At 40.0% G+C, this 24,212-nt stretch carries 21 protein-coding genes; 14 read left to right on the plus strand and 7 right to left on the minus strand.

The features are described from left to right. Positions 1-53 precede the first annotated feature (53 nt). Positions 54-1,169 carry an acyltransferase gene (locus tag R2R28_RS13145; RefSeq protein ID WP_316826145.1) on the minus strand — a complete coding sequence of 372 codons (1,116 nt, stop codon included), beginning with the start codon at positions 1,167-1,169 and terminating at the stop codon, positions 54-56. A 79-nt stretch (positions 1,170-1,248) separates the two neighbouring features. Here R2R28_RS13145 and R2R28_RS13150 point away from each other — a divergent pair, with 79 nt between their 5' ends. Beyond that, on the plus strand, positions 1,249-1,437 hold the full coding sequence (locus R2R28_RS13150) for a hypothetical protein (protein WP_316826146.1): 189 nt from the start codon (positions 1,249-1,251) through the stop codon (positions 1,435-1,437). A gap of 168 nt (positions 1,438-1,605) precedes the next feature. On the opposite strand, the gene R2R28_RS13155 is transcribed toward R2R28_RS13150, so the two are convergent. Then, on the minus strand, positions 1,606-5,532 hold the full coding sequence (locus tag R2R28_RS13155) for a Dyp-type peroxidase (protein ID WP_316826147.1): 3,927 nt from the start codon (positions 5,530-5,532) through the stop codon (positions 1,606-1,608). Positions 5,533-5,750: 218 nt separating this feature from the next. Between R2R28_RS13155 and R2R28_RS13160 the strand changes: the two genes are divergently transcribed. After that, positions 5,751-6,401 (plus strand): hypothetical protein, encoded by a 651-nt coding sequence (locus tag R2R28_RS13160; RefSeq protein ID WP_316826148.1) that lies wholly within the window; start codon positions 5,751-5,753, stop codon positions 6,399-6,401. Between the two features lie 58 nt (positions 6,402-6,459). Here R2R28_RS13160 and R2R28_RS13165 read toward each other — a convergent pair whose 3' ends face one another. After that, complete coding sequence (locus R2R28_RS13165) at positions 6,460-8,304, minus strand: hypothetical protein (protein ID WP_316826149.1); 1,845 nt, start codon at positions 8,302-8,304, stop codon at positions 6,460-6,462. A 228-nt stretch (positions 8,305-8,532) separates the two neighbouring features. Between R2R28_RS13165 and R2R28_RS13170 the strand changes: the two genes are divergently transcribed. The 7 genes from R2R28_RS13170 (at position 8,533) to R2R28_RS13200 (ending at position 13,094) form a co-directional block, all read left to right on the plus strand. After that, positions 8,533-8,862, plus strand: a complete 330-nt coding sequence (locus R2R28_RS13170) for a DUF4870 domain-containing protein (protein WP_316826150.1) — start codon at positions 8,533-8,535, stop codon at positions 8,860-8,862. A gap of 11 nt (positions 8,863-8,873) precedes the next feature. Continuing rightward, on the plus strand, positions 8,874-9,404 hold the full coding sequence (locus tag R2R28_RS13175) for a hypothetical protein (protein ID WP_316826151.1): 531 nt from the start codon (positions 8,874-8,876) through the stop codon (positions 9,402-9,404). Positions 9,405-9,460: 56 nt separating this feature from the next. Next, a complete protein-coding gene (locus R2R28_RS13180; protein WP_316826152.1) occupies positions 9,461-10,027 on the plus strand; it encodes a hypothetical protein in 567 nt (188 codons plus the stop codon). A 55-nt stretch (positions 10,028-10,082) separates the two neighbouring features. After that, positions 10,083-10,550 carry a hypothetical protein gene (locus tag R2R28_RS13185; RefSeq protein ID WP_316826153.1) on the plus strand — a complete coding sequence of 156 codons (468 nt, stop codon included), beginning with the start codon at positions 10,083-10,085 and terminating at the stop codon, positions 10,548-10,550. 16 nt (positions 10,551-10,566) lie between these two features. Further along, positions 10,567-11,058 (plus strand): hypothetical protein, encoded by a 492-nt coding sequence (locus tag R2R28_RS13190; RefSeq protein ID WP_316826154.1) that lies wholly within the window; start codon positions 10,567-10,569, stop codon positions 11,056-11,058. 147 nt (positions 11,059-11,205) lie between these two features. Then, positions 11,206-12,207, plus strand: coding sequence for a hypothetical protein (locus tag R2R28_RS13195; RefSeq protein WP_316826155.1), 1,002 nt, complete (start codon positions 11,206-11,208; stop codon positions 12,205-12,207). Beyond that, on the plus strand, positions 12,207-13,094 hold the full coding sequence (locus tag R2R28_RS13200) for a hypothetical protein (RefSeq protein ID WP_316826156.1): 888 nt from the start codon (positions 12,207-12,209) through the stop codon (positions 13,092-13,094). Before R2R28_RS13195 ends, R2R28_RS13200 begins: the two co-directional genes overlap by 1 nt. A gap of 286 nt (positions 13,095-13,380) precedes the next feature. Here the strand turns inward: R2R28_RS13200 and R2R28_RS13205 are convergent, their stop codons facing one another. Then, entirely contained in the window at positions 13,381-14,064 is a 684-nt protein-coding gene (locus tag R2R28_RS13205; protein ID WP_316826157.1) for an arylesterase, read from the minus strand. Positions 14,065-14,168: 104 nt separating this feature from the next. On the opposite strand from R2R28_RS13205, the gene R2R28_RS13210 reads away from it, so the two are divergent. Both R2R28_RS13210 and R2R28_RS13215 read left to right on the plus strand, forming a co-directional pair. Beyond that, positions 14,169-14,858 (plus strand): ABC transporter ATP-binding protein, encoded by a 690-nt coding sequence (locus tag R2R28_RS13210; protein WP_316826158.1) that lies wholly within the window; start codon positions 14,169-14,171, stop codon positions 14,856-14,858. Beyond that, positions 14,851-17,385, plus strand: coding sequence for an ABC transporter permease (locus tag R2R28_RS13215; protein WP_316826159.1), 2,535 nt, complete (start codon positions 14,851-14,853; stop codon positions 17,383-17,385). Before R2R28_RS13210 ends, R2R28_RS13215 begins: the two co-directional genes overlap by 8 nt. Before the next feature lie 140 nt (positions 17,386-17,525). On the opposite strand, the gene hxlA is transcribed toward R2R28_RS13215, so the two are convergent. Both hxlA and hxlB read right to left on the minus strand, forming a co-directional pair. Further along, complete coding sequence (hxlA, locus tag R2R28_RS13220) at positions 17,526-18,158, minus strand: 3-hexulose-6-phosphate synthase (RefSeq protein WP_316826160.1); 633 nt, start codon at positions 18,156-18,158, stop codon at positions 17,526-17,528. Positions 18,159-18,188: 30 nt separating this feature from the next. Further along, complete coding sequence (gene hxlB / locus R2R28_RS13225; protein WP_316826161.1) at positions 18,189-18,818, minus strand: 6-phospho-3-hexuloisomerase; 630 nt, start codon at positions 18,816-18,818, stop codon at positions 18,189-18,191. 204 nt (positions 18,819-19,022) lie between these two features. Here hxlB and R2R28_RS13230 point away from each other — a divergent pair, with 204 nt between their 5' ends. From R2R28_RS13230 to R2R28_RS13240, 3 genes are all read left to right on the plus strand, one after another. Then, positions 19,023-19,886 (plus strand): helix-turn-helix domain-containing protein, encoded by an 864-nt coding sequence (locus tag R2R28_RS13230; protein WP_316826162.1) that lies wholly within the window; start codon positions 19,023-19,025, stop codon positions 19,884-19,886. A gap of 42 nt (positions 19,887-19,928) precedes the next feature. Continuing rightward, positions 19,929-20,111 carry a hypothetical protein gene (locus R2R28_RS13235; RefSeq protein WP_316826163.1) on the plus strand — a complete coding sequence of 61 codons (183 nt, stop codon included), beginning with the start codon at positions 19,929-19,931 and terminating at the stop codon, positions 20,109-20,111. A 100-nt stretch (positions 20,112-20,211) separates the two neighbouring features. Further along, positions 20,212-21,501, plus strand: coding sequence for a gluconate:H+ symporter (locus tag R2R28_RS13240; RefSeq protein ID WP_316826164.1), 1,290 nt, complete (start codon positions 20,212-20,214; stop codon positions 21,499-21,501). Positions 21,502-21,748: 247 nt separating this feature from the next. Here the strand turns inward: R2R28_RS13240 and R2R28_RS13245 are convergent, their stop codons facing one another. Then, positions 21,749-24,193 carry a TonB-dependent receptor domain-containing protein gene (locus R2R28_RS13245; protein ID WP_316826165.1) on the minus strand — a complete coding sequence of 815 codons (2,445 nt, stop codon included), beginning with the start codon at positions 24,191-24,193 and terminating at the stop codon, positions 21,749-21,751. Positions 24,194-24,212 lie beyond the last annotated feature (19 nt).

Genomic DNA, 24,212 nt, shown 5'->3' on the forward strand with positions numbered 1-24,212 from the left:
ATCGGTTTCCATCTGTGGTAAAAAACTCAAGTTATTATCTTTCGATACCGAGTTTAGGCCAGTTTTTTACGCAACCATTTGCGAACCGGTTCGTCATACCACTTTAATGTAGCATAGGCCAAAACAATGCCACCTACTAAAATAAGTAATGCATAAGGCCAGGCCTGCACAATTGTTAACCCTTTATGATTGCTGATCCAGGCAACATAAAAATAAACCAACGGGTAATGTACCAGGTAAAGCGGATAGGATATATCACCTAAAAATTTGCATATCCTGTTCTCTCTCTGCGTTTTCATCACACCACTTGCCCCCATATATACGATGAGCGGGAAAACAATGATGATGCAAACCGCTTCATAAATCCCGTTCACCCAAAGATGTTCAGCACCGCCAATGCGTGGCATATAAAGTACAACAGCAACTAAAAGGCTGCACCATAAAAAGGCGTTTTTAATTTGGGTTGGTTTCGCTACACGTGCAAGTAACAAGCCTGCAAAGAAAGGAAACATGGTACGGGTTAAGCCAATGCGTACCTGCTCTACATTTAATGTCCACCCACCACTAAGGTCGCCGTTTGTAATGGCCAGGTGTGCGAGTGCGATAGCAGCAATAACCACCAGTATGCTTAATGCTGTTTTGGAAAATTTCCTGATCCAGACGGCATAAAGAATATTGGCAATGTATTCGAAAAACAACGACCAGCCTACACTGTTAAGTGGATGCATCTCTTCCCAGCCGCGTATATCAAGTGATACGGGTACCGGAAGAATGGTATAACCGATCAGCATCACCAACAACATCTTCCAAACAGGAATAGTGTGAATAAGTGGCCACAGTGTAGAATCCGTAAAATAGAACCCGATAGCGCCGAGCGTCATTCCCAAAACCACCATAGGTTGAAGACGTATCATACGGCGTTTAAAAAAATTGCCGACTGACATTTTTTGCCACCTGTCGTCGTAGGCATAACCCATTACAAAACCCGATAATAAAAAGAAAAAGTCTACCGCCAGGTAACCATGATTAACAAGGATATCTAAATGCCCGGTTCCCAATGGTTCAGTAAGGTGAAAGGTTACCACAATTATGGCTGCAATACCGCGAAGGCCGTCTAATATGGGATAGTGTGGCTTGGTAGCCAGCTCATTATTCAGGTCAGTTCTCATCTAATGGTAGTAAAAAATTGCAATTTGTAAAAAATCGCTAATATTCGGTTATCAGAAATGAATTTTAATTCCTTTTTCAATGAACATGTTCAAAGATTTTGCGCCCAATGGCATATATCCTTGCAGGCTATCAATCCTGAAGGATAATTTATTGCATAAAATCGATATAAATGACAGAAGGGTTTCTTCTACAAAACTCATGATGGTGTTTCGTCCCGATTTGAGGATTTCTCCAAGGGTTTTAGATTTTTATAATGTGGATGGTTAGTATGTTTAACGAAAGCGAAAGTCAGGCCTTTATCAAGGCTGGGTGCTTAAACTTGCGCTAGAATAAGGATTATAAATTTTTGGTTCATCAGATGGGATTACAATCACGACCAACGTGATTTAACAAAACCGCCCGTAATCTCTTACAGGCGGTTTATTATTTTTGCTCCTACCCTTCCGCCATTTTATGATGGAACGGGCATTTACTAATATCTCCCTCCCTCTTCTCTGGCACGGCTGGTGTAGAAACCGGCCTTCTGCGGTGCTGATCCTGCGTAAGCGGGAACACCGAAGTAAAGAAATTAGACCAGCCACCTGTACGTACACGTAGCAGATTGAACTGTTCTGGCGAGCCTACTGCCTGGCCATAAGTATCAGGACTGGCTACGGTAATGGTTAAGATGTTTGAAGAATGACCTTCTGCAAATTGCTGCATTACCTTAACGATTTTATCTGCAGGATAATTTTCGTCGATGTTATAATCCGTTGGGGCACCATCCGTCATCAGGTCCGTACCTTTACCTTCAAATCCAGCTAAAGAGGTTTCAAAACCAGCGTATTGATGGTCGATCGGTAAATCCATCGGGCTTGGCGCCGAACTTAAATCGGAAGCTACTGCCGTACCCAATCTACGTCCATCGGCACTGGCCCCATTCCAGGCGCCCATTTCAACATGATTTTCGAAAGTACCTACGCCTGGCTGGATCTGGATCCCGAAAGGATGTTCTTCCGTACCGTAACGTGCCGCCAGGTTTTGCAATGCACTGTACATCTGCGGTAGCGGTTTGGTAAAAGTTTCTACCGAAATCCTCGCAATACCTTCTACTATCGTATTTCCGAAAGTATCGATTTCCTCATGACCGCGACCGTAACGTGGTAAGCTGAGTGCAATTTCCCTTAAGCGTTTAAAACGATCGGAACGGCTGGCAATACGCGATTCGCCTGCCAAAGTGCTGATAAAAGGTTCTGTCATTTTGTAACCCCAATCGCAACATAAACATTCTAGCAGTTCAGGCAGGGTGGTTACCGCATTTTTATCATCAAATACCATGGTTTTAATGGCATACAATGAATTAATGGCCGAACTTAAAGAAATGTAACATGGTCCGTAGATGTTGTATTTAGTACCGCCGCTGTAGAAATCAAGGCCCCGGCCCAAACAGTCGTCCATTAACACATTTAGTATTGGCGAAGGGCAGAATTTGGTATTGGCTCCAAAGCCCATCAGCTGTCCGTTAAAAGCCTTACGATTTAGCAGTTCGAAATGCTGGAAATAGATTTCCACCAGTTCATCAAAATTTTTGATCTGGTCGGCCGGTTTAGAATTGAGCGATATATTTTGCCCCAAAAGATACGACTGCCCTGCAGAAGAATAAGTCCTGCCCTGATTTAAAGCACACTCCAAAGGCTGCAAAGTAGAAAACCCACCCAATGAGAACCAGTTTTCACCAGGAAATTGAGGCTCATAACAACCATCGCAAGCATAATTCTGTGCCGATTGCATGCTTACTGCAGAATTCCAGTTTTTATGATCTGAGCCAAGGCTTCCCCCTACATCGTCGCCACTGCGGTAAAGGCCTTCGATAATTTTTTCGTCGTTAAGCAATATCGGGTGTGCCCCACCTGAAAGAATGGCGTGTGCCGCTTCTTCAAGAATTTCTTTTGGAATATCCTTACGGGTACGCAACGATAAACATGGCGCATTTAAAGGCAGTCTGCCCGAAGCGCGGATAAAAAGTTTGGTTACATCGTTGTAAGCAGGTTTTGATGAGGCAAAATCTACCGTACCATCAGCGATGGTACCGCCTACAGTAATTTGCTGAATCCATTGCCCTAATGAAGCGCCTTGCGGGTATGGACCAGAAGCACCACCCATCGCCAGGTTACCAAAAGGCTGATGATCTTCCATAAAGATCCGGTTCTGCTGCACTTTTTCATCGAGCTTAATGTAAAAAGCATCAATAATTTCCTGTGCTTCATCTTCCGATACCTCACCTTTTTCGTAAAAAGGCTGCAACAGCTGATCCATCCTGCCGATAGCGGTAGGTTCACCATTCAGGTGCAAACAAGTGTGCAGGGTAAAAATAAACTGTACGGCTTCAACAAAAGTTTCGGGTTTATCGGTAGCCAGTTTTTTCATGCGCCCGGCAATGGCCAGCAGGTTACCCCGCTCCCATTCTTGCCCTTTTGCCATTTTATCAGCAGTTTCCCTCGCTAATTTTTCGTAGTTAAGAATATATTCGGTAATTCCTTCTAATGAAAGATAAGAAGAACGATAAAAATCCTGAAGTGCTTTAGTCGTTGCTTTTTGTTCGTAGGCCAATACCTCTTCCTTCATCTGTTTCAAGCCTTTTTGTATGGCTTTTTCATAATGCGGAATTACGTGGCCCACGCCAGAAGCTTCACTAAGATTGCTTAAAAAGCCATCCATGCGTTCAGTTTCCGAAAGGTATTTCATCACATAACGCCCCTCACCTAACGACAAGTTTGGCATGGCGCCAACAATGATTTCTTCCGGCGAAATCCGGTAAGTATCCGAGCCATATACACACTCGCCTTTCGCTTCGATAAAGGCAGAATAAGCATGTAAACTTCCATCAGGGAAGCGGATTTTACGTCCCCTGAAACCATATTCGGGCGAACTGAAGAGCTGTAAACTCATCCTAACTGCCCATCCTTTCCTCACCATGATCGATTCTTTCATAATGTCGGCAGGCTTATCGCTTCCTTTATAGGCGTTGATATAGTATTGAAGATCTTCTTTAATTTCTTCCTGTTTACGATTGAAATACCAGTTATCCTGCCATAAAGAAAAAATATTTTCCATCAGGCTCAGAATTCTGTTGGTGGGTACTTTAAAGAAATGGTTATGCCGGTTAATGCCAGTCGACATGGTAAACAGGTAATTTTGGTGGTTGTAATACATCAGTCCGTTTTCGGATGCATCCTGGTAATGGCGGTCTAAACGCGACCAATCTACCCCCGGGAATCTCGACCAGTCGCCTTTATCCACAAAGGCAAAATTATTGCTGTAATCAGGATGTTGATCCAGGCCAAGGTCATTGATGCTTGGGATATAGAAAAATCCACCTAAATCGGATTTAAGGTGATTGAACAAACGGTCGTTCATAAAACCTTTATCCCCGCCAATCTGGTTGCTCATGATATTTTCGAGACTGGATGCTTGTTTGGCGAAACCCGCAAAATAGATGCCCTCTTCATCAGAAACAGTCACCGATTTTGGTGCCCTGAAACCGATGGACGATTGTTTAGCGCGACCAAAAGGCAAACCTAAACGCAATATTGGCGTAGTATTACCGTGTTCATCCTGGATTCTTGCTGATTTAATGTGGCTACGCGAATCACGGTCTGGAATGATGGTATCATCGGTTTTACGGCCAATCAGGTCTTCAATCTGATCTTCTGTCATCATATTAATCTGGTTCCAGTTGATCACAAAACGCTGAGCCAGCACAAATGAACCACCCAGGTGATCGATGTCTTCTCCCCCAATCAGGGTATGTTTGGCAATGGTAATGGGATCAGAAGGATTGTTCAGGTTTTCTGAAAAGCGACAGCCCAGCACTTTCCCCTTGTTGCCATCTTTATGGTTTGATTTTGAAGCAGCATCCTGCGCGAAATAATGTTTGGTAACTTCTTTTAGTGAGTTTACAATGCGTTCCAATACCACTTCGCAGGCATTTTTACTGTCGCTTTTGATGTGGAACCAGATATCGCCTTCGGTATCATCAAATACTCCTTTTGATGCATCAAAAACATCAGAAGTATAAGGATCTGCCTCAGTTGGAAAATTAAGCTGCATCCCTTTAGGCAGTGACAAATCATCGCTTTTGCAGATGGCTACCCAGTTTTTAAAAGAAACACCCAGGATTACAGAGGTATTCCGATCTTTAAGTTCGGCACTGGTATTGATTTCTTTTCTTACAGAAGCCATCAAATCGGCCAACTGTGCTCGGGATATACGTGTTTTTGTCCAAAAGGTGGTAAAAATAGCGAAAGGTGAAGGATAAACTAATCCCCGTTGGCAGTGTTTCCATACTTCATCTAATCTTTCTTCCAGTTTTAATGTTTTCATTTTTGAGCAGTTTATGTTTGTATTTGGTTAATATTACCTTTAGATGGGACAGGCATATACTATCCGAAATAACTACATTTTTATGTATTAAAACACCGTATAATCACCCTATTTTATAAATTAAACAAAAGCGAATTTCTGTAATTCAGAAATAACCAAAAGAATTGTAACAATAAGCTAAGCCAATAATCCTACAGCACACCTAACTATCTTTTACCATGATTAAATTTGTATTGACAAGTATCCTGAGTTTCTTATTTGCTACAATTACTTTCGCACAAAGCACAAAAATCGATTTTGAAACTGGAAACCCATTGGAGAGTGCCGTACGTAATTTTAAACTGATTGCTGATGGAAAAACCAATAAAACAGTATACATCAGCGCTAAACCTGGCCCGGGCGTGGTTTGGATCAAAAATGCTGATTTTGAAACGGGCACCATTGATTTCGATATTAAAGGAAAGGATGTACTACAGGAAAGTTTCGTTGGATTTGCATTTTCGGGCGTTAATGACTCAACCTATCAGGCAGTTTACTTCCGCCCCTTTAATTTCCTTGCTGCCGACCCGGTAAGAAAAAAACATGCTGTTCAATACATCTCGCTACCAGATGACGATTGGCCGTACTTACGCGAAAACTTTCCGGATAAATATGAATCGGCTATAGCTTCTAAAATAGATCCGAATAACTGGTTCCATGTTACGCTAGAGATTAAAAACAACCTGATAAGTGTATTTGTACAAAATGATACCAAGGTTTGTATGGCTATTATTCCTTTAAACAAGGTACAACAGGGAAAAATAGGATTTTGGGCAGGTAATGAATCAGATGGATTTTACAAGAACCTGGAAGTGAAAAAACAGCGATAATACAGGCTTCAACTTTAACAGGTCAGTTTTTAGACTTTTGACGCTCTCAACTCAAAACTTATCCCATATTCTGCAGAAACACATTCAGATCGTCCTCTTTGCCAAGCCCAAGTTTTTGTTTAATGCGATAACGACTCATGCGTACACTTTTAGCCTCCACGTGCATCAACTGGGCAATTTTTTTGGTATCCATTTTTAAATGCAGGTAGGCACATAATTTAAGATCCAGTGCGGTGAGTTTCTGCACCGCCCGTTGGTTAAGCAAAGAGAAAAACTCTGGGTGTACCTGCTGGATTTGAAATTTTGCCACTTCAAAATCATTATCCAAAAGTAATTCCTCATTCCATATCTTATTGATATTTAACTGGTTCGAATCAGCCAGCTTTTCTTTAATCTGGAAAAGCATTTCCTTTTTATGCTCCAGTTGTAGCTGGCTTGCCATTACTTCTTTTTGTAGCTGTTGCTGCTGACTTTCCAACAATTGCTGTTCGGCCTTTAACCTGGCTTTTTCTTCTTTTTCGAGCATCATTTGCAATTCAGAGTCCTTTTTTTCCAAGTTCAGCTGTTTTTCACGCTGCAGCGAATACCTCAACCTGAAATGGTAAGAACGAAACATAAATATCAGTCCCAGCAACGAAGCAATGGCAATACCGATGTAAAGGTATTTTTGCTGTCGGGCATATTTTTCACTTTGCTTTAACAGCTTCACCTCATTGTTTTTTTTTTCAGCTTCGTACTGCACCTCTAGTTTCTGGGCATTTAGCGTACGTTTTTCATCAAAAAATTTATTGTTATATTCCGTAGCTTTTTTCTGGAATTCAAGTGCCTTTTCATAATTCCCCTGCTCCTCGTAAAAATTCGACAGGGCGGTTACCACAGTGATCATGGTAGAATAGTAAGGCACTTTTTTACTTTTAATTACGCTGTAAGCCTCTTGTAAATAACCTTCTTGCATTACGAAGTTTTTATCCCTTTTGGCATATTCACTTAAAATACCCAGGCTGCTTGCCCTGATTTCTTCGCCGTTTATTGCACCTTTCATTACTTCGTTGGCCAAACTGGCATAACGGATGGCATTGGCTTTTGCCTGCTGATCGGTATCGGAGAAGTAACGCAGGTAATAATCGGCACTATTGATACAGGAAATACCATAGGTTTTCCGCGCAACATATTTAGGATATTGCTGGTAAAGGCTTTGCGTTTTATTTAAATAATAAATAATGCTATCACGCAAGGCCTCATTTTTGGTGCTGGCATAGTTATAATCGGCAGCAACTGACAAAGCGATATAACAATTCCCCAACAGGTTATAATCATTGGTTTTTAAGGCGTTTGCGGCAGCTGCGCGGGCATATTTATTTACATTTCCAACATCATCCCTCCGCGAGTTAAGCATATATAACTGATAATATAATTTGGCACTTAGATAAGGGTCGTTTCTTTTACCTAACGATTTAAGCGCCAACTGGCAGTATCTGGTTACTTCCTCGGTATTATCAATGGCATTGTAAAACTGCGCCTGTGCGTAGTAGGCGTAAGCCAGTGCAATGGGCGCCCGCGATTGTTGGGCAAGTGATAAAGCGGTATCGCTTACATTTTTTGATAATGCAAACTGTTTAGTAGTAGCATACACACTTACCTGTACCGTATATGCCTTTGTGGCTTCGTTAAAATTTTTTGTTTTTAATGCCAGCGACGCACTCTCCCTGGCCCTGGCTATGGCGGCATTATAATCGCCGTTAATCCTGCTTCGCTCTGCCAGTTGGGTAAGCAGTGCTGGTTTATCTTTTTCACTTAGTTTATCAAGCGCTGTACTATCCAATAAGGTTTGCGCACCAACGCTAAGGTTAACGATGGTAATGGTGATTAGAAGTAATATACCTTTAAGAATCAGATGCTTCATATCGTAAAATTAACATAAAGATTGGATCTTGAATAAAGTTGTAGACGAAAAACAAAAATAAATAAATGATACAAAAACTTAAAAATCAAACACTTAAAAAAATATGTAGATACATTGTAGACGCTTTTTTAAAATACTGTAGATGCTCTGTAGGCAGCAGAATCTCTAAAAACCTGCTGATTAACCTCAACTTTGAATCAAATAATTTTTCACCCTAAAACATAAATCATGAACAACAAATCTCTTGCTATCATTTCTTACATCACCATTATCGGTTGGTTAATTGCTTATTTTATTGGAAAAGACAAAGCTGATGCACTGCTTAAATATCATTTAAGACAATCGTTAGGCCTGGCCATTGTGAATATTATCTTCAGTGTGGTTTTAAACATTGTGGCTACGCTGATACCGAGCCTATCGTTTTTAGGTTTAATCGGTTTTGTATTTATCATTTTATGGATTATGGGCATCATCAATGCAGCAAATGGTGCGCTAAAGCCTGTTCCACTTATTGGTAAAATGTTCGAAGACAAATCTTCCTTTGCCGGCAAATATTAAAAAAGATGTTTATGCGCCTCAATTTCAAAAATGTCATGCTAATGGTGATGGTTTTAACCATCACCGCATGCGAATTTTTTTTTACCACACCAGAAGAATATTTTGACCGGGTAGCGTTGAATACCAACTCCATATCGCGTTTTGGCGGGCAGTATTTCAATACTTATTTAAGATATATTAATGGAGGCGCAAATACGCCAGATTTTAATACCTGTGAGAAGTATCTTCGAAATAACTCCATCGCAACAGTAGTGGCTAATGTAAAAAAGATTAAAGATCTAAAGCCCACCAAAAAAACAAAACCGATGATTGATGCGGCGTTTGATCTTTATGCCTTTGTCCTAAAAAGCTATGAAAGCGATCACTTGAAGGTTGCAAAGATGATTGATGGCCACGCCCCGGAAATCGATATTAATTTTGCCATAACCGAAATGGATAATAAAAGTTATGATGCTTTTGTACAGAAATACAATAAGCTTTGGGACATTGCTGAGGCCTACGCGAATGATAATGGCATTGAAGTAAAAAAGATGCCTTTTTAGTTGTTGCTGTTCCACTCATTCTTTCATTCAATAATTCTATAATAAATAACCTACCTATGATAAACATAACAGATTTTAAAGAAAATTTAGGTTTAAGTGAAATCCCTGTTGAACTTGAAAAACTAATTTACTTTCAGAACAATATTTCTTCTTTCGAAAATTACAGCCAGGGTTTTGGTGTTTTAATCGATGATAAATCAGGACTACAGAGCTGGAGCGGGGATGAAAACTTTTTAAACCGATTAATCCCTTTTGCACAGGCAAACGGTTCGGGTTCCTTTTATACGATATGGAACGATGCAAGTAATCAACCTTTAAACCAGATGCCTATAGTGGTTTTTGGAGATGAAGGCGGTGTTCATGTTGTTGCGGAAAACATTTTACAACTTTTGCACCTGCTTACTTACGATGCCGAAATTTGGGTTGATTTTGACCAGGCCTATTTTTACAAGGATAAAAACAGCTACGAAGAGCGTGAAGACCTGAATCAGTATTTAAAATGGATGAAAGGCGATTATCGCCTCAACCAGATTGAAGAGCCTGACGAATTAATTAAAACCGCACAGGAAAAACACAAAGAAAATTTCGAAAAATGGTTTGGACAGTATTTTAATGAAGACTAAAAAGAATGATCGACATTACAGAATATCAAATTCACTTTCAAGCAATTAAACCAACATGCAAACATTTAAATATTTCAAACAAGAAGGCAATACTTATAAGCTAAAAGTACAAAAAGGACTTTTTTACACAATTACTTTTGGTTGTGTTGCGGCCATAATAGCCATATCGCTCTACAGCACCAGCAGGGCAACCTTTTTATACGTTACATTCTTCGCCCTTATAGGCCTATTGGGCATCTTGCGTACAACAGGCATTATTGCTTTCGATCAGCACAACCGTGAGATACAGCGTAAACGTTTTTTCTTCAGCACGCCGGTGAGTTATAGCTTTGATGATTTTGACCATTTTCTCATCTCAAAACAAAAAAGTTATTTCATTACCGTAAGTATTCAGGCCATTATGGTAATGAGAAAAGGCAATAAAATCAGGCATATTTTACTGGCACAAACTTTATTTACCGCAAAACCCCTGCAAAGACTTAGCGATGAAATAAGTACAATAATGGGCTTGCCACAGCATTAAAATCGCATCACTAATTATGAATGGATATAACCTAAAATTAGAAAATGGAAGAATGAGTTTTCAACCTGAACGAGATTATAAAAGCAAGATTTTGTTTTTTGCGCTCCTTGCTGCAGGGATATTTGTGGTAACGCCTATGCTCCATCTCTACCGTGATATTCAATGGTGCGTAATGGCCGTTGGTTTGGTATCAGCATTTACGGCGCTCTATGATTTTATCTTCCATTTTAATGTTACCTATATTTTCGATCAGTACACGCGGCAGGTGTACAAAAAAATCCCTGGATTATTTACCCGTAAAATTATGCCTTTTGAAGATGTTTTTATCCTTCACATACAAGAAGATGGACTGCTGCATTATGCCTTATCGCATAAACAGAATAAATATGGTAAAAGCTTCGCCATTAGTCAGCCATTTGGTACTAACCGCAAAAGCCAGATAAGACAAGAGGGATTTGAAACAGAGATTTTAACGGAAATTGAAAAAATAATTCACCATAGCGTATGATAAACTGAGAAACCTAACATCCATCCCATGACCTAAAAAGAGTTACGATCATTACTGGGTTTACCCGCAAGCGATCCAAAAATCATCTATTTCTGCTATGGACCAGAGTTTTGAACAATACAAAATAATTAAATTAAATAAGCAATAATGAATCACAACATCAGCAAAGGACTTTCGATATTCTGGAGCATTTACATGTTTTTTTTCGCTATCCCATTCCCCATGTTGTTATATTACAACATCAAAAGCGAGAACATGCCCAACCTAACGGACAGCAATCCGTGGTATTCGCTTTCGTTGCTTGCCATATCTATATTTTTCTGGACCGTGTTGTTGATTGGTTATTACCGGAAATGGATAATCCGTACCTTTTTGATTAAACGGAACATCGAAAAACTTAAAACTACCGGCGAACCGCGAGAGGCTAAAATATTAAAATCGGCAAAAATTTCGAAACCGGGAGCAGCTTACGATACCTATGAACTTACCCTGCAGTTTAAAAACCTGGTGGGCAGCACTGTTACACAAAAAACTGAGGTAAATGATGCAAAACCATACGAACGCCGTTATGAAGTGGGTAAAACCACTGGTATTTTGTTAGATAAAGAGGTAAAAAATGCCCCTTATTTTATTTTTGCCACTACAGAAGTAGGTATCAGAAAAATAATCGTTGCGCTTACTAACCTGGCCTGGCTAAGCTTTGCCGCAATTGTTATTGCTTATTATGTTTATTCTTATTATTCGGAAAGTGAGGGCATGGGCTGGCGTTTTATGAGTATTGGCCATCCTTTATTAACCTGTGCGTTTACACTGCTACTTTACCGCACTTTCGGAGCTTTTATCCTCAGAAAGTTTATCGGCAAACCTGATAAATTTTTCCTGATTAAATTTAGAGGTACGCAGACTAATGCCCGACTGTTAAAAGCCTACCAAACCGGAACCTACATCAACGAGCAACCCATGATCAATTTCGAACTCGAATTTGCAGATCAGTTTAACCAAAAACACAGGATAAATATCAAAAAAATTGTAAATCTGCTCGACCTGGATATCACCAGGCAGGAATATGTTTCTATTTTTTACCTCAAAGAGGATCCGCAGCAAGCTGCTTTTGAAAAAGATTTAAATCAAGTTGAAGGAGAATTCTGATGAAAAACATAAAGCATTTTTATAGCCTCATTGTACTCTTCAGCCTGCTTACTTTGAGCTGCAGGCAAATTACCCAAAGTGTAGATGAAACCTTTCATCCCAACGATTCGCTGGTTAAAAAATATAATAAGGAAAATCACTTCGGTACAAATGGTGAGTATACAGGAACCACTAAAACCAGTACAACTACTTCTGTACAGCGCCGACAGGAGAAAACGATAGTGATAAATGGCGACACCGTTAATACGCCTGAAATGGAGCTGAAAGCAAAAGAAATGTTTCATGATATTGAATTGTTAAAACAACAGAAAGACCCTGTGGCGGCTGAGAAAATACAGAAAAGGGTAAATGATTTTTTAAAAGAAATGAAACTCCCGCAAGGAGCAAAAACAAACATTGGGATAGAAATACCGGCAATAAAAGCTAAAAAACGATTATTAAGCGCTAAAGAACTCGAACAGGCAGAAAACAAACTAAAAAAATTGCCGCAGTATCGAAATAAAGAAATTATAGTATATGAATCGATTCATTTCTATGAGGATGGTTCGATCAACCTGGCATTACAGCATCCGGGCAATCCTAAATATGTAGATAAATATCATTATAAAGATGGTAAATGGTCGGAACCAGAACCAGTGATAGCCAGGAACATGGAACGCAGAACATTTCCTTTAAGTGAAATACATTTTGCAGATGCACAACAGGTAATAAAAAATTATAATGTAAAAGCCGCTCAGGTTGAAGGGGCAAAGCCAACATCTGATGCCTATATTACCATTTGGGATAATGGTATGCGCTGGAACCCCAGATCGATTAATGGCAGCCGCGAACGCTACGATATCCAGTTTAACAATAACGGAACGCTTAAAAGTTTTAGGCAGGAGTGAAAAGTATAACGCTAATCCTTCCATTTTTATAGAAACTTCGTCATTGCGAGGTACGAAGCAATCTTAATGCAATCGCTATTTATAAGATTGAGTTAATAAAATATCAACCCACAGTTGTAGGATTGCTTCGTACCTCGCAATGACGATATTGTAATAAGTCATCGCCATTAATGTTTATGAATAAATCTAATTGCTCAAAATAAAGCGAAAATTAGTATACCCACCCAAATTCTGTGTCCTCGGCGCTTTTCTCTTTATGTCCTCTGTGGTTAAAGAAACGAGAAAATTATAACAATCCCTTCAATACTACCCAAACATTTTCTGCCAAAATCTTATCCCCTTCTGCTGTTGGGTGTATACCATCGGCCTGGTTTAATTTAGGAATTCCACCCACTTTATCCAAAAGAAATGGAATCAGTGCCATTTGATTTTTTTTCGCCAGATCAGGGAATATGTTTTTAAAATCCGAAGCATATTTAGCGCCCATATTCGGTGGCACCTGCATACCCGCCATTACCAATTTTACATTAGGATACTTGGCTTTTACCCTGTCAATAATATCCTGTAGGTTTTTGATCGTTTGTGCTACCGGTAATCCCCGTAAACCATCATTGGCACCGAGTTCGAGCACAAAAACATCAACAGGTTGTTTAAGCAACCAATCTATCCTTCCTTTGCCACCGGCAGAAGTTTCGCCACTTAAGCCGCCATTAATTACATTGTAAGGCATTTTTAAAGAATCAACCCGATTCTGGATCAAGGCCGGATAGGCTTCTGTTGGATCTAGCCCGTAACCTGCTGTTAAACTGGTACCAAAAAAGAGGATATTTTTCTTTTTAGCTGTTGAAACAGACGCCTTATGGTCAGCCGAATCTAAAGTTTTATCCTTATTGCTTTTACTTTGCTGGTTTCCACAGCTTAAGAGGATCAGGCTCAAAACAAATAGGCCCATTAATCGTTTTCGTAACATATCTAATAAAAGTATATCTAATTATCGTTAAACCATTATCTTAACAGGCATCGCCGTGTTATGTTTGGCAAAAATCTATACGCAAACCCTAAAAAAATCAGCTATTGGAAAGCATATTGAACATCCGAAATGTAAGCAAAATTTACCAAAGTGCCGGGCGGGAGCTCACTGTTTTGGATAACATCAATTTTTCTATCGAAGCCGGATCGACGGTGGCCATTACAGGTCCATCCGGAAGCGGTAAAACCACCCTGCTTGGCTTATGTGCAGGTTTAGACCGGGCAAGTAGCGGCACAGTAGAACTGAGTGGTATCGCCTTAGAAAAACTAAATGAAGATGAACGCGCTGCGGTGAGAAATCAATATGTAGGTTTCATTTTTCAGAATTTTCAGCTTTTGCCTACTTTAACCGCACTCGAAAACGTGATGGTGCCTTTAGAATTGAGGGGTGCAAAAAACATCAAAACACATGCCTTAACACTACTGGATAAAGTTGGCCTTGCCGATCGGTCACATCACTACCCAATCCAGTTATCGGGTGGCGAACAACAAAGGGTTTCACTCGCAAGGGCATTTTCTAACCAACCGGCCATTCTTTTTGCCGATGAGCCAACCGGGAACCTCGATGCAGAAACAAGCGAAAAAGTAATTAAACTACTTTTCGATTTAAATAAAGATGCCGGAACAACCCTGATCATTGTAACACACGACCTTGAACTTGCAGCCAAAACTTCAAGAAATATTAAAATTAAAGGTGGCGTAATCATTTCAGACGAAAATCCTACTTATGCCTAACAGCCTGCCGAAACAACGTATTAAATTCTCGTGGCTGTTTAAAATGGCCTGGCGTGATAGCCGGAAAAACCGTGCACGTTTATTTCTTTTTATCTCTTCTATTGTTTTGGGTATTGCTGCACTCGTGGCCGTTTATTCGTTTAAAGATAACCTGCAAAGAGATATTGATGCACAGGCGAAAGAGCTTACCGGTGCCGATTTGGTGCTGGATAGCCGCAAAGGCGTAAGCAAAGCGATGCAGAAAATGCTCGATACCTTAGGTAACGAACGCTCGCAGGAAAAAACATTTGCTTCGATGATCTATTTCCAGAAAGGTGGAGGCAGTCGTTTAGTGCAGATGAAAGCACTTGAAGGCAATTATCCTTATTACGGCACCATAGAGACCATTCCATTGGCTGCAGCCAAGAATTTCCAGTCGGGAAGAAATGCTTTGGTTGATCAAACTTTAATGTTGCAGTACAATGCCAAGGTTGGCGATTCGGTAAAAATCGGCGATCTTAATTTTAAAATCCTGGGCACTTTAACCAAAGCTCCCGGACAAACCGGCATCGGCTCCAGCATCGCTCCAACGGTATATATTCCACTAAAATTACTGGATAAAACCAACCTCATTAAAACCGGGAGCCGGATTAACAATAAATTTTATTTCAGGTATAACGATCCATCGGGTATTGATGCCTGGGTTAAAAAACAGGATGCAAGATTTGAAAAAGAAGGTTTCGAAGCTGATACGGTAGAATCACGGAAAGAGCAGACGGGAAGATCCTTTAAAGATGTAAACCGTTTCCTGGCCTTATCTGGATTTATTGCATTACTGTTGGGCTGTGTTGGCGTGGGCAGTGCCATCCATGTGTATATTCAGGAGAAACTAAGTGCCATTGCTACTTTGCGGTGCTTAGGTTTAAAATCAAGACATGCTTTTTTAATTTACCTCATTCAGGTGTTTTTTATCGGCTTAATTGCTTCTATCCTTGGCGCTATTTTAGGCACAGGTGTACAGTTCCTGTTGCCCCTGGTGTTAAAAGATTTTTTACCCGTTGAAATCACCATGCAGGTTTCATGGTTCGCAGTTGGTCAGGGTATTTTACTGGGCCTCATTATTTCCATCCTTTTTGCCCTCCCTTCACTCTTATCCGTACGAAAGATTTCGCCGTTAAATGCGATCAGGGTATCTTTTGAAAAAGTTGGTAGGACAAAAGATCCTTTAACCTGGCTCGTATACCTGCTTATGGTAGCCTTTATTACCGGTTTTACCCATTTACAAATGAAAACCTGGGTACAAACACTGGCTTTTACCCTAAGCATTGGTATCGCCTTTATATTGCTGATTGTACTCTCCAGATTACTGATGTTCCTGGTAAGGAAACTCTTGCCAAACTCATCGAGCTATTTATGGCGACAGGGTTTTGCAAACCTTTATCGTCCGAATAACCAAACCTTAATGCTCACGGTTTCCATCGGTTTATCTACTGCATTTATTTGCACCTTATTTTTTGTGCAAGGCATATTAATGAGCCGGGTTACCCTTTCATCGGGCGCCAACCAGCCCAATATGGTGATGTTCGATATTCAGAATACACAAAAAGAAGGCTTAGACAGTTTAACGAAAGCTTTTAAACTGCCTTTAATGAATCAGGTACCTGTAATTACGATGCGAATTGAAGAAATTAACGGAAAGAAAGCCAGTGCAGATACGAATAACAGAAGGGCTTACCGCAACGAGATCAGGGCTACTTATCAGGATACTTTAACTGCTGCAGAAAAGATCACATCAGGTAAATGGATCGGAAAAATAAAACCAAATGAAACGGTTTACATCTCATTGGATCAGCGTTTTGCGCAACAGATTAATGTAGAACTCAATGATAAAATCCTTTTCAATGTGCAAGGAATGATGATCCCAACGGTTGTGGGCAGTTTGAGGGAAGTAAACTGGGGCCGGATGCAGACCAATTTCAGGGTGGTTTTTCCATCAGGAGTATTAGAAGAGGCACCACAGTTTCATGTATTGATGACCAAGGTTCCATCTGGTGAAGTTTCTGCCCGTTTCCAGGGTGAAGTGGTGCAGAAATTCCCGAATGTATCTGTAATCGATTTAGATCTTGTTTTAAAATTATTAGATGAATTATTGAGCAAAATCGGTTTTGTGATCCAGTTTATGGCGGGCTTTAGCATGGTTACCGGTTGGATTGTTTTAATCTCTTCGGTATTAACCAGTAAAAACCAACGCATCAAGGAAAGTATCTTACTGCGTACCATGGGCGCTAGCAGAAAACAAATCCTGGCCATCAACGCGATAGAATATTTCTTTTTAGGGGCTTTTGCCGCTGCTGCGGGCTTAATTTTAGCCATTGGTGGAAGCTGGGCAATGGCAAAGTTTACTTTTGATGCTACATTTGTTCCGCCATTGGTGCCAACGCTGTTATTGTTTGGCTCAATTGTATTACTGGTAGTAATTACAGGTGTATTAAGTACCAGAAGCATTCTAAATCAGCCACCATTAAAGATATTGAGGACGGAGGGTTAAACGGAGAGCGATTAGCGAAACTGGCTTTAACATCTAATCTCATTAATTTAACTACAGATAAAAAGGATGCACACAGATATAAAAATCCGTGTTTATCTGTGTGCATCTGTGGTTAAAAACCTAAGTTAATGAAATTTGTCCTATACAGCATCAATTGCTTCGCGGAGCGCTTTTGCAGCAGCAGCAGGATCTTCGGCACCATATATGGCAGCACCTGCAACAGCCACTATTGCACCAGCTTTTATTACAGCGGCAATGTTAGCAATATTTACACCGCCGGCAACAGAAACCGGAACACCAGCCCTTGCTGCCTCATCAATTAAAACCTGAATAGAATAACCTGCAGTCCATTGTTCATCTAAACCAGCATGCAGTTCTACAAACTCAACGCCTAAAGCAATAACTTCCTGAGCCCTTTTAACACGGTCAGGATAACCAATGGTATCTACAACCACGCCTTTACCATGCGCTTTTGCGGCTTTAACGGCTCCAATAATGGTTGCGTTTCCTGCCGCACCCATTACGGTAACGAGGTCAGCTCCTGCTTTAAAAGCGATATCAGCTTCTAATTCACCCGCATCTGCCGTTTTTAAATCTGCAAAAACCAGTTTATCAGGATGTGCTGCTTTCATTGCAGTAATTACTGTCGAACCCATATTTTTAATCAATGGTGTTCCCAATTCTATAATATCTACATAGGGTGCAACTTTTGCTGCTAACGCCAATGCTTCTTCTGTTGTTAATAAATCTATTGCTACTTGTAATTTTGCCATGATGGTATTGATATATAATTAAATGATTTGTTATTCGAGATTTGCATGTCTTTTCCACAGTTCTTCTGCAGGTTGAGCACTTAATTTCCAGAGTGACTGAAAAACAGCATCGTTAAGCAGGAGCAGAAATTGTTCAAAAAGGCTGCCGGCATATTGCGTAGATATTTTTTTGCTGTGGTCTTCCTTCCCGGCAGCGGGAACCAAAACCATGTGGTTGCACCATTTTGCCAAAAACGATTCAGCATTGGTGGTAATGCCCACTACATTTGCCCCTGCTTTCATCGATTTTTCTGCGGCCTTTACAATAGATCCTGTTGTTCCTGAACCAGATGCCGCAATTAATAAATCGCCAGGTTCAATAGCCGGACTGGTCGTGTCGCCAACATAATATACCGTTAGTCCAAGATGCATTAAACGCATCGCGGCTGATTGCATGGCAAAACCCGAACGCCCAGCCGCTATAACAAAAATCCGCTTTGCCTGCTGGATGTGATAGATGAAAGGAATAAGCTGATCAAGCTGTATCTTTTTGGCCAATTGGGTGTTTTCCTCAATAATTCGGTCCAGGTTCATTTGCAGGTCCCAGGCCAATTGCTGGTTATCCAGCTCATTCGTTAGTGATTGATTATTGACCATTCCTGCTGATGCTTTTAATTCCATTTCTGCTTTTACTTTAATGGCTCAAAGGTATAGTCGCCTGTTAAAATAAGGGTTACACATTCAGCCACTTATATGGGACAATCAGGAAATCTACACAGGTAAAAGTCATGCATTAGCCATAATAAAAGCACTGTTTCCGAATAGTCCACCATAATTATCAATTAATCCAACCGCTAAAAAATTAAGTTTTTAACTTTAACCATCATGAGTTTATCAACCGAAAGCACCCAGTTAGAAAGGGCTATTATTTATATCCGCGATTTAAGCAACTGTCCTCCCAGCTACCTTAACGATCCGGGCAGAAAAGAATTCTTTGAAATTGTGTGGCTTAAAAATGAGGAGCCTTTACATGCCCTGCAACATTCAGAATTTGATAGCAAGGGCGATTGGATTTACCTTATTCCACCCTACCGTGTACATCAGCTTAACAAAGCTGGCAAAAATGGGGTGTTAATCTCTTTTAAAAGATCGGTGCTGGAAGGAGAAGAGAAAGAATTTTTACTCGATCTGTTTAAGATTTTCAATGTTCAGGGTGAGTTTTCCTGCTTAAGGCTAAATCAGGGAACGGCAGCCGAATTAAGCAATATTTACAAGTTGATTGAAGATGAATACCAGAAGGCGGGTAATACTTTTATCATCACCAAAGCATTGTTAAAGGTATTTTTATTGAAACTGATTCAGGTAAAGGAGCATGAATTTACCAGCCATGATGTACAACAAAAAAGGGTTTACGAATTTCTGATGTTACTCGAAAGCAATTATCAGCAGGTTAGAAATACAGATTTCTACGCGGGGAAAATCGGAATCAGTTCTAAAAGACTAAACCAGATTTTAAAAGAAAAACTGAACAAAACCGGCATGCAAATCATCCACGACCGCATTATACTGGAAGCGAAACGAAAAATTATCCATAGTGAGCAAACCATAAAGGAAATTGCTTACGAACTGGGGTTTTCAGACAGGCCCTACTTCAGTCGTTTCTTTAAAAAACAGACGCAACAGACACCAGAAGAATTTCAAAAAGAAGCCAGAAACCACATCGAATCAAAATTCAATACACTGGTTTAAAAAAACTGACATGTTTTACGAATAATCGATACTTTTACTTTTATGATCAGATTAAACAACGATACGCCAAGCGATATTCTTCAGGATGTAAAAATCGGCGATATGGTAACCGACACCTTCAGCAAAACAGGACTGGTAGAAAATATAGAGATTAGCGATGATGGCCTATACCGGATTTACGAATTTAACCTCGTTACCGGAAGAACCATTACCGTTAAAAAATAACCGTGATGCGCTAAAACTAAACTAGCCATAAAAATCATGAATACAGGTATAACATCTGTGTTTATCTGTGGTAAAAAACATTAACCTAATACCTAACCAAATGTCGTTACTTATTCTTCTTTTCGGTATCCTCCTGTTATTCATTTTGATTTTAAAAAAGATCAATCCAATGATAGCCCTAATTGCCGTAGCCATTATAACCGGGCTATTACTGGGAATGCCCGCTACAAAGGTAATGGCATCCATCAGCAACGGAATTGGCAGTACGCTGGGCAGTATGGTGATGGTACTAGCGCTTGGTGCCATGATGGGAAAATTGATTGAAGATAGTGGTTCGGCAAAAAAGATCGTTTTTATCCTAATCAGGGCTTTTGGTAAAAAAAATATCCAGTGGGCAGTGTTATTAACCGGTTTACTGGTTGGCATACCTTTATTTTACAATGCAGGTTTTGTGGTGTTAATCCCATTGGTATTTGCCATTTCGGCCGCCACAGGCATTTCAAAACTTTATATCGGTATCCCAATGGCTACGGCACTTTCCGTAACACATGGCTTTTTACCGCCACATCCAGGTCCGGTGGCTTTAGCCGGAATTTTCCACGCGGATATAGGCAAAACATTAATTTATGGCCTGTGTTTAAGCATTCCGATAGCCATTATTGCGGGAATTTATTTCCCAAGGCTCATTATTAAACGCGATCAAACTACAGGTCTTCAGGATTTCAAAATCGATGAAGATGAAAACCTGCCATCAGCAACCAGGAGTTTTATTACTGCGCTATTACCCGTGTTTTTAATCATTGCCGGAACGATAGGCAGCAGTTTTAAAATAGATTACACCGGCAAACCCTTATTCGTTTTCCTGGCCGATCCTACCGCAGCACTTTTAATTTCGGTTGCTATTGCTTTAGTTGTTCAAAAAACGAACATTGCAAAAGCCATGGAGTCTTGCGCCGAGGGGGTTAAAAGTATCGCCATGATTATTTTAATTATTGCCGCAGGTGGCGCTTTTAAGCAAATCCTGATCGATAGTGGCATGGGCGAAACTGTAAAACAGCTTACCGGAGGGTTAAATTTATCACCTTTATTACTTGCATGGTTAATTACCGCATCACTCCGCGTAACTTTAGGTTCAGCTACTGTGGCAGCCCTAACGGCATCCGGAATGGTATTGCCTTTAATTGGCCCAGGCGCCCCACCAGAGTTAATGGTTTTATCAGTGGGTGCCGGAAGTTTGATGTTTTCGCATGTAAACGATACCGGTTTCTGGATGTTTAAGGAATATTTCAACCTGAGCCTCAAAGAAACCTTTCGCACCTGGACAATGATGGAAAGCCTGGTTTCTGTATTAGGGCTTATTGGTGTGCTGGTGTTGAACCAATTTGTTTAAAATCGAAAAATCGTCATTGCGAGGAGGAACGACGAAGCAATCTTTCTGATTATTCTCCCAGTTATAAAGATTGCTTCGTCGGCTGAAAAAGCCTTCTCGCAATGACGACACAATTTATACAGCCATGGTTCGTGTCCCCACGAACCATTCTTATTTTTTTGCCACGGAGACTCAGAGAACACGGAAATTGATTGCCCTAGATTTTGTCTTATTTTTCGAATTAAACTTACCTGCCCTCACTATTTAATTAATTCTTCACCCTGTTTTTTTCCGCATCTGCGCCCGATGATTCATGTTTAGCTGGTGTAGAAAATGCCTTACCAAAACGGTAACTGTAGCTCACCAAAACCGACCGCGAATCTTGACGGTTAACCCAGTTCGCTTCTGTATTTGCCAGGTTATTAATTACGCCATTATATACCCGGGTTCTGAAAATATCGTTCGCTGTTAATTTTAAGGTGCTTTTTGCTGAAAGTTTTTTCTGTACCGCTGCACCAAATTCGTGCACTTCGCCTAAGAAAAACTGTACATTAGATAGTTTACTCTGATAACGCATATTTACCTCTGCATTCCAGGTAGGACTAATTTTAAATAGCAAATTCGGACTTGCTTTTAAATAACTACCATGAGTAACCAGAAAACCGGTGTAAAAATCTGTTTTCGAAACTATTTTTGCGTACTCCACATAGGCATTCAGTTTTACCCATTTCGTTAAATCGATTTCTGCATTTACCGAAATATTGGCTACCGTTGTTTTGCCCACATTCGCCGGTCTGCTGTAATATGTTCCATTTACAATCTCGATGGTTTCATTTACCTCATCCCTCACCCAACCGTAACCCAAAGTGGTGGTAATTTTATTTTTATAAGTATGTGATAGTTCTAAACTCTGCGTAAACGATGGTTTTAAGAAAGGATTACCTACATAGTACGTAAACTTATCTAGTGGAGAAAAGAAAGGGTTAAGATCCTGGTAATATGGCCTCTCTATTCTGCGACCATAATTTAAGCCTAACTCATTATTCCCTGCAGAATCCAGTTTATAAGAAAAATAAACCGTTGGAAACAAACTGTTATACGTTCTTTTAAAACTCGAATCGGGTTTAATTAGGTTTCCCAACTGGTGACCGTTAGAAATTGTATTTTCATACCTTAAACCAACCTGCAGCGAAAACCTTTTTCCCTCCCTGCTCATGTTTAAATAAGCGGCATTAATATTTTCTTCATATAAAAAGTGATTGCTTTTTTCGTAATCTACATTCGTTTTCCCACCTGCCGTATTAAAATAATCGGCAATATTATCGGTTTTTGTATAGGCCGTTTTTGCACCTGCATCCAGTTTCCACTTATTTTCCAGCGGATGAGAATAATCTATTTTCGCAGTATAGATATCAATATTTGAAGGCAAATTACCGGTTAAAATGTCCTGGTATTTTAAAGTTCCGCTTGGAAGGTAACTGAAATTATAATAAGTCTGATCCGTCCGGTTACGGTAAAGCAGGTAATCTGCATCAAATGTCAGCTCTCGTCCTGCCTGCTTAAACTTATGCCTGTAATTTAAATTTACTCCTGCATTCTGATATTTAATCTGGTCGATATTTTCTGCCCTGATTATCGAATCGAGCTGCATTGATGCGTTGGATAAGTTACTGGTATTGTTGTTTACCTGTTTAGAAATCCGGTTCATGCCCGTAAGCACGATACCCCAGGTGGTTTTGTCAGAAGCATAATAATCAAGTCCTGTTTTTAAATTAAACGTATTACCATTCCTACGGAAATAAGAATTCTGATTAAAGTAGGATTTGGCACTACCATCATCATTTTTGTATTTCCTATTCAGGTCTAAATCTGTAAAACTATTATTGAGGTTATAACTTAAATTTCCAAAAACATTGATTTTATCCTTACGGTAATTAAAATTAAAACTATTGTTCGATCTGGTGAGTTGGCCTTGATTTAAGCTTAGATTAATTCCGCCGTTAAATCCCCCGGTTTTGGTTTTTTTGGTTTTGATATTAATCACACCGCCATTTCCTGCAGCATCGTATTTTGCAGGTGGGTTAGTCATCAATTCAATCTGATCAAGCGATGAAGAAGGCAGCGAACGCAGGTAATTATCCAGGTCGGAACCCGATAAATAAGTTGGCTTATCATCAATAAAAATGGCCACCCCGTTTTTGCCTTTAAGGGAAATAGCCCCGTTCTGATCTACACTTACGCCCGGCGATTTACTCAGTACATCCAAAGCAGTAGTTCCTGCATTAGAAATCAGCGCATCAACATTAACCACCGTGCGGTCTATTTTCCGTTCTACAAAAGCTTTTTGTCCTGAAATATTTACCTCTTTTAAATTGGTTGCTCCTGTAGCCATTTTGATATCCTTTAGCGCAATAACAATATGGCCGGCGTTCAATAATAATGTATCCGTTTTATAAACAGGCGATCCAACTACCGATATTTTAATGAGGTATTTTCCAAAAGCCAGCTTATCAAAACTGAACGTACCATCTTTCTCGGTGAAAGTAGTTTTAAACAATAACGAATCTTTAAGCAGGGCTACAGTAGCAAATTCAATGTTCTTTCCTTCAGCATCCAATACACGACCATAAATTCTGGATGGAGGTTGGGCTTGAGCAAAAGTAAGGGCAATATTCATCCAAAAGGCTAAAAAAGCCATGATTGTAAACTTCATGATGGTTGGGATTGGATTA

Origin of the sequence: Pedobacter miscanthi, assembly GCF_032678605.1 — a bacterium.
GTDB lineage: Bacteria > Bacteroidota > Bacteroidia > Sphingobacteriales > Sphingobacteriaceae > Pedobacter > Pedobacter miscanthi_A.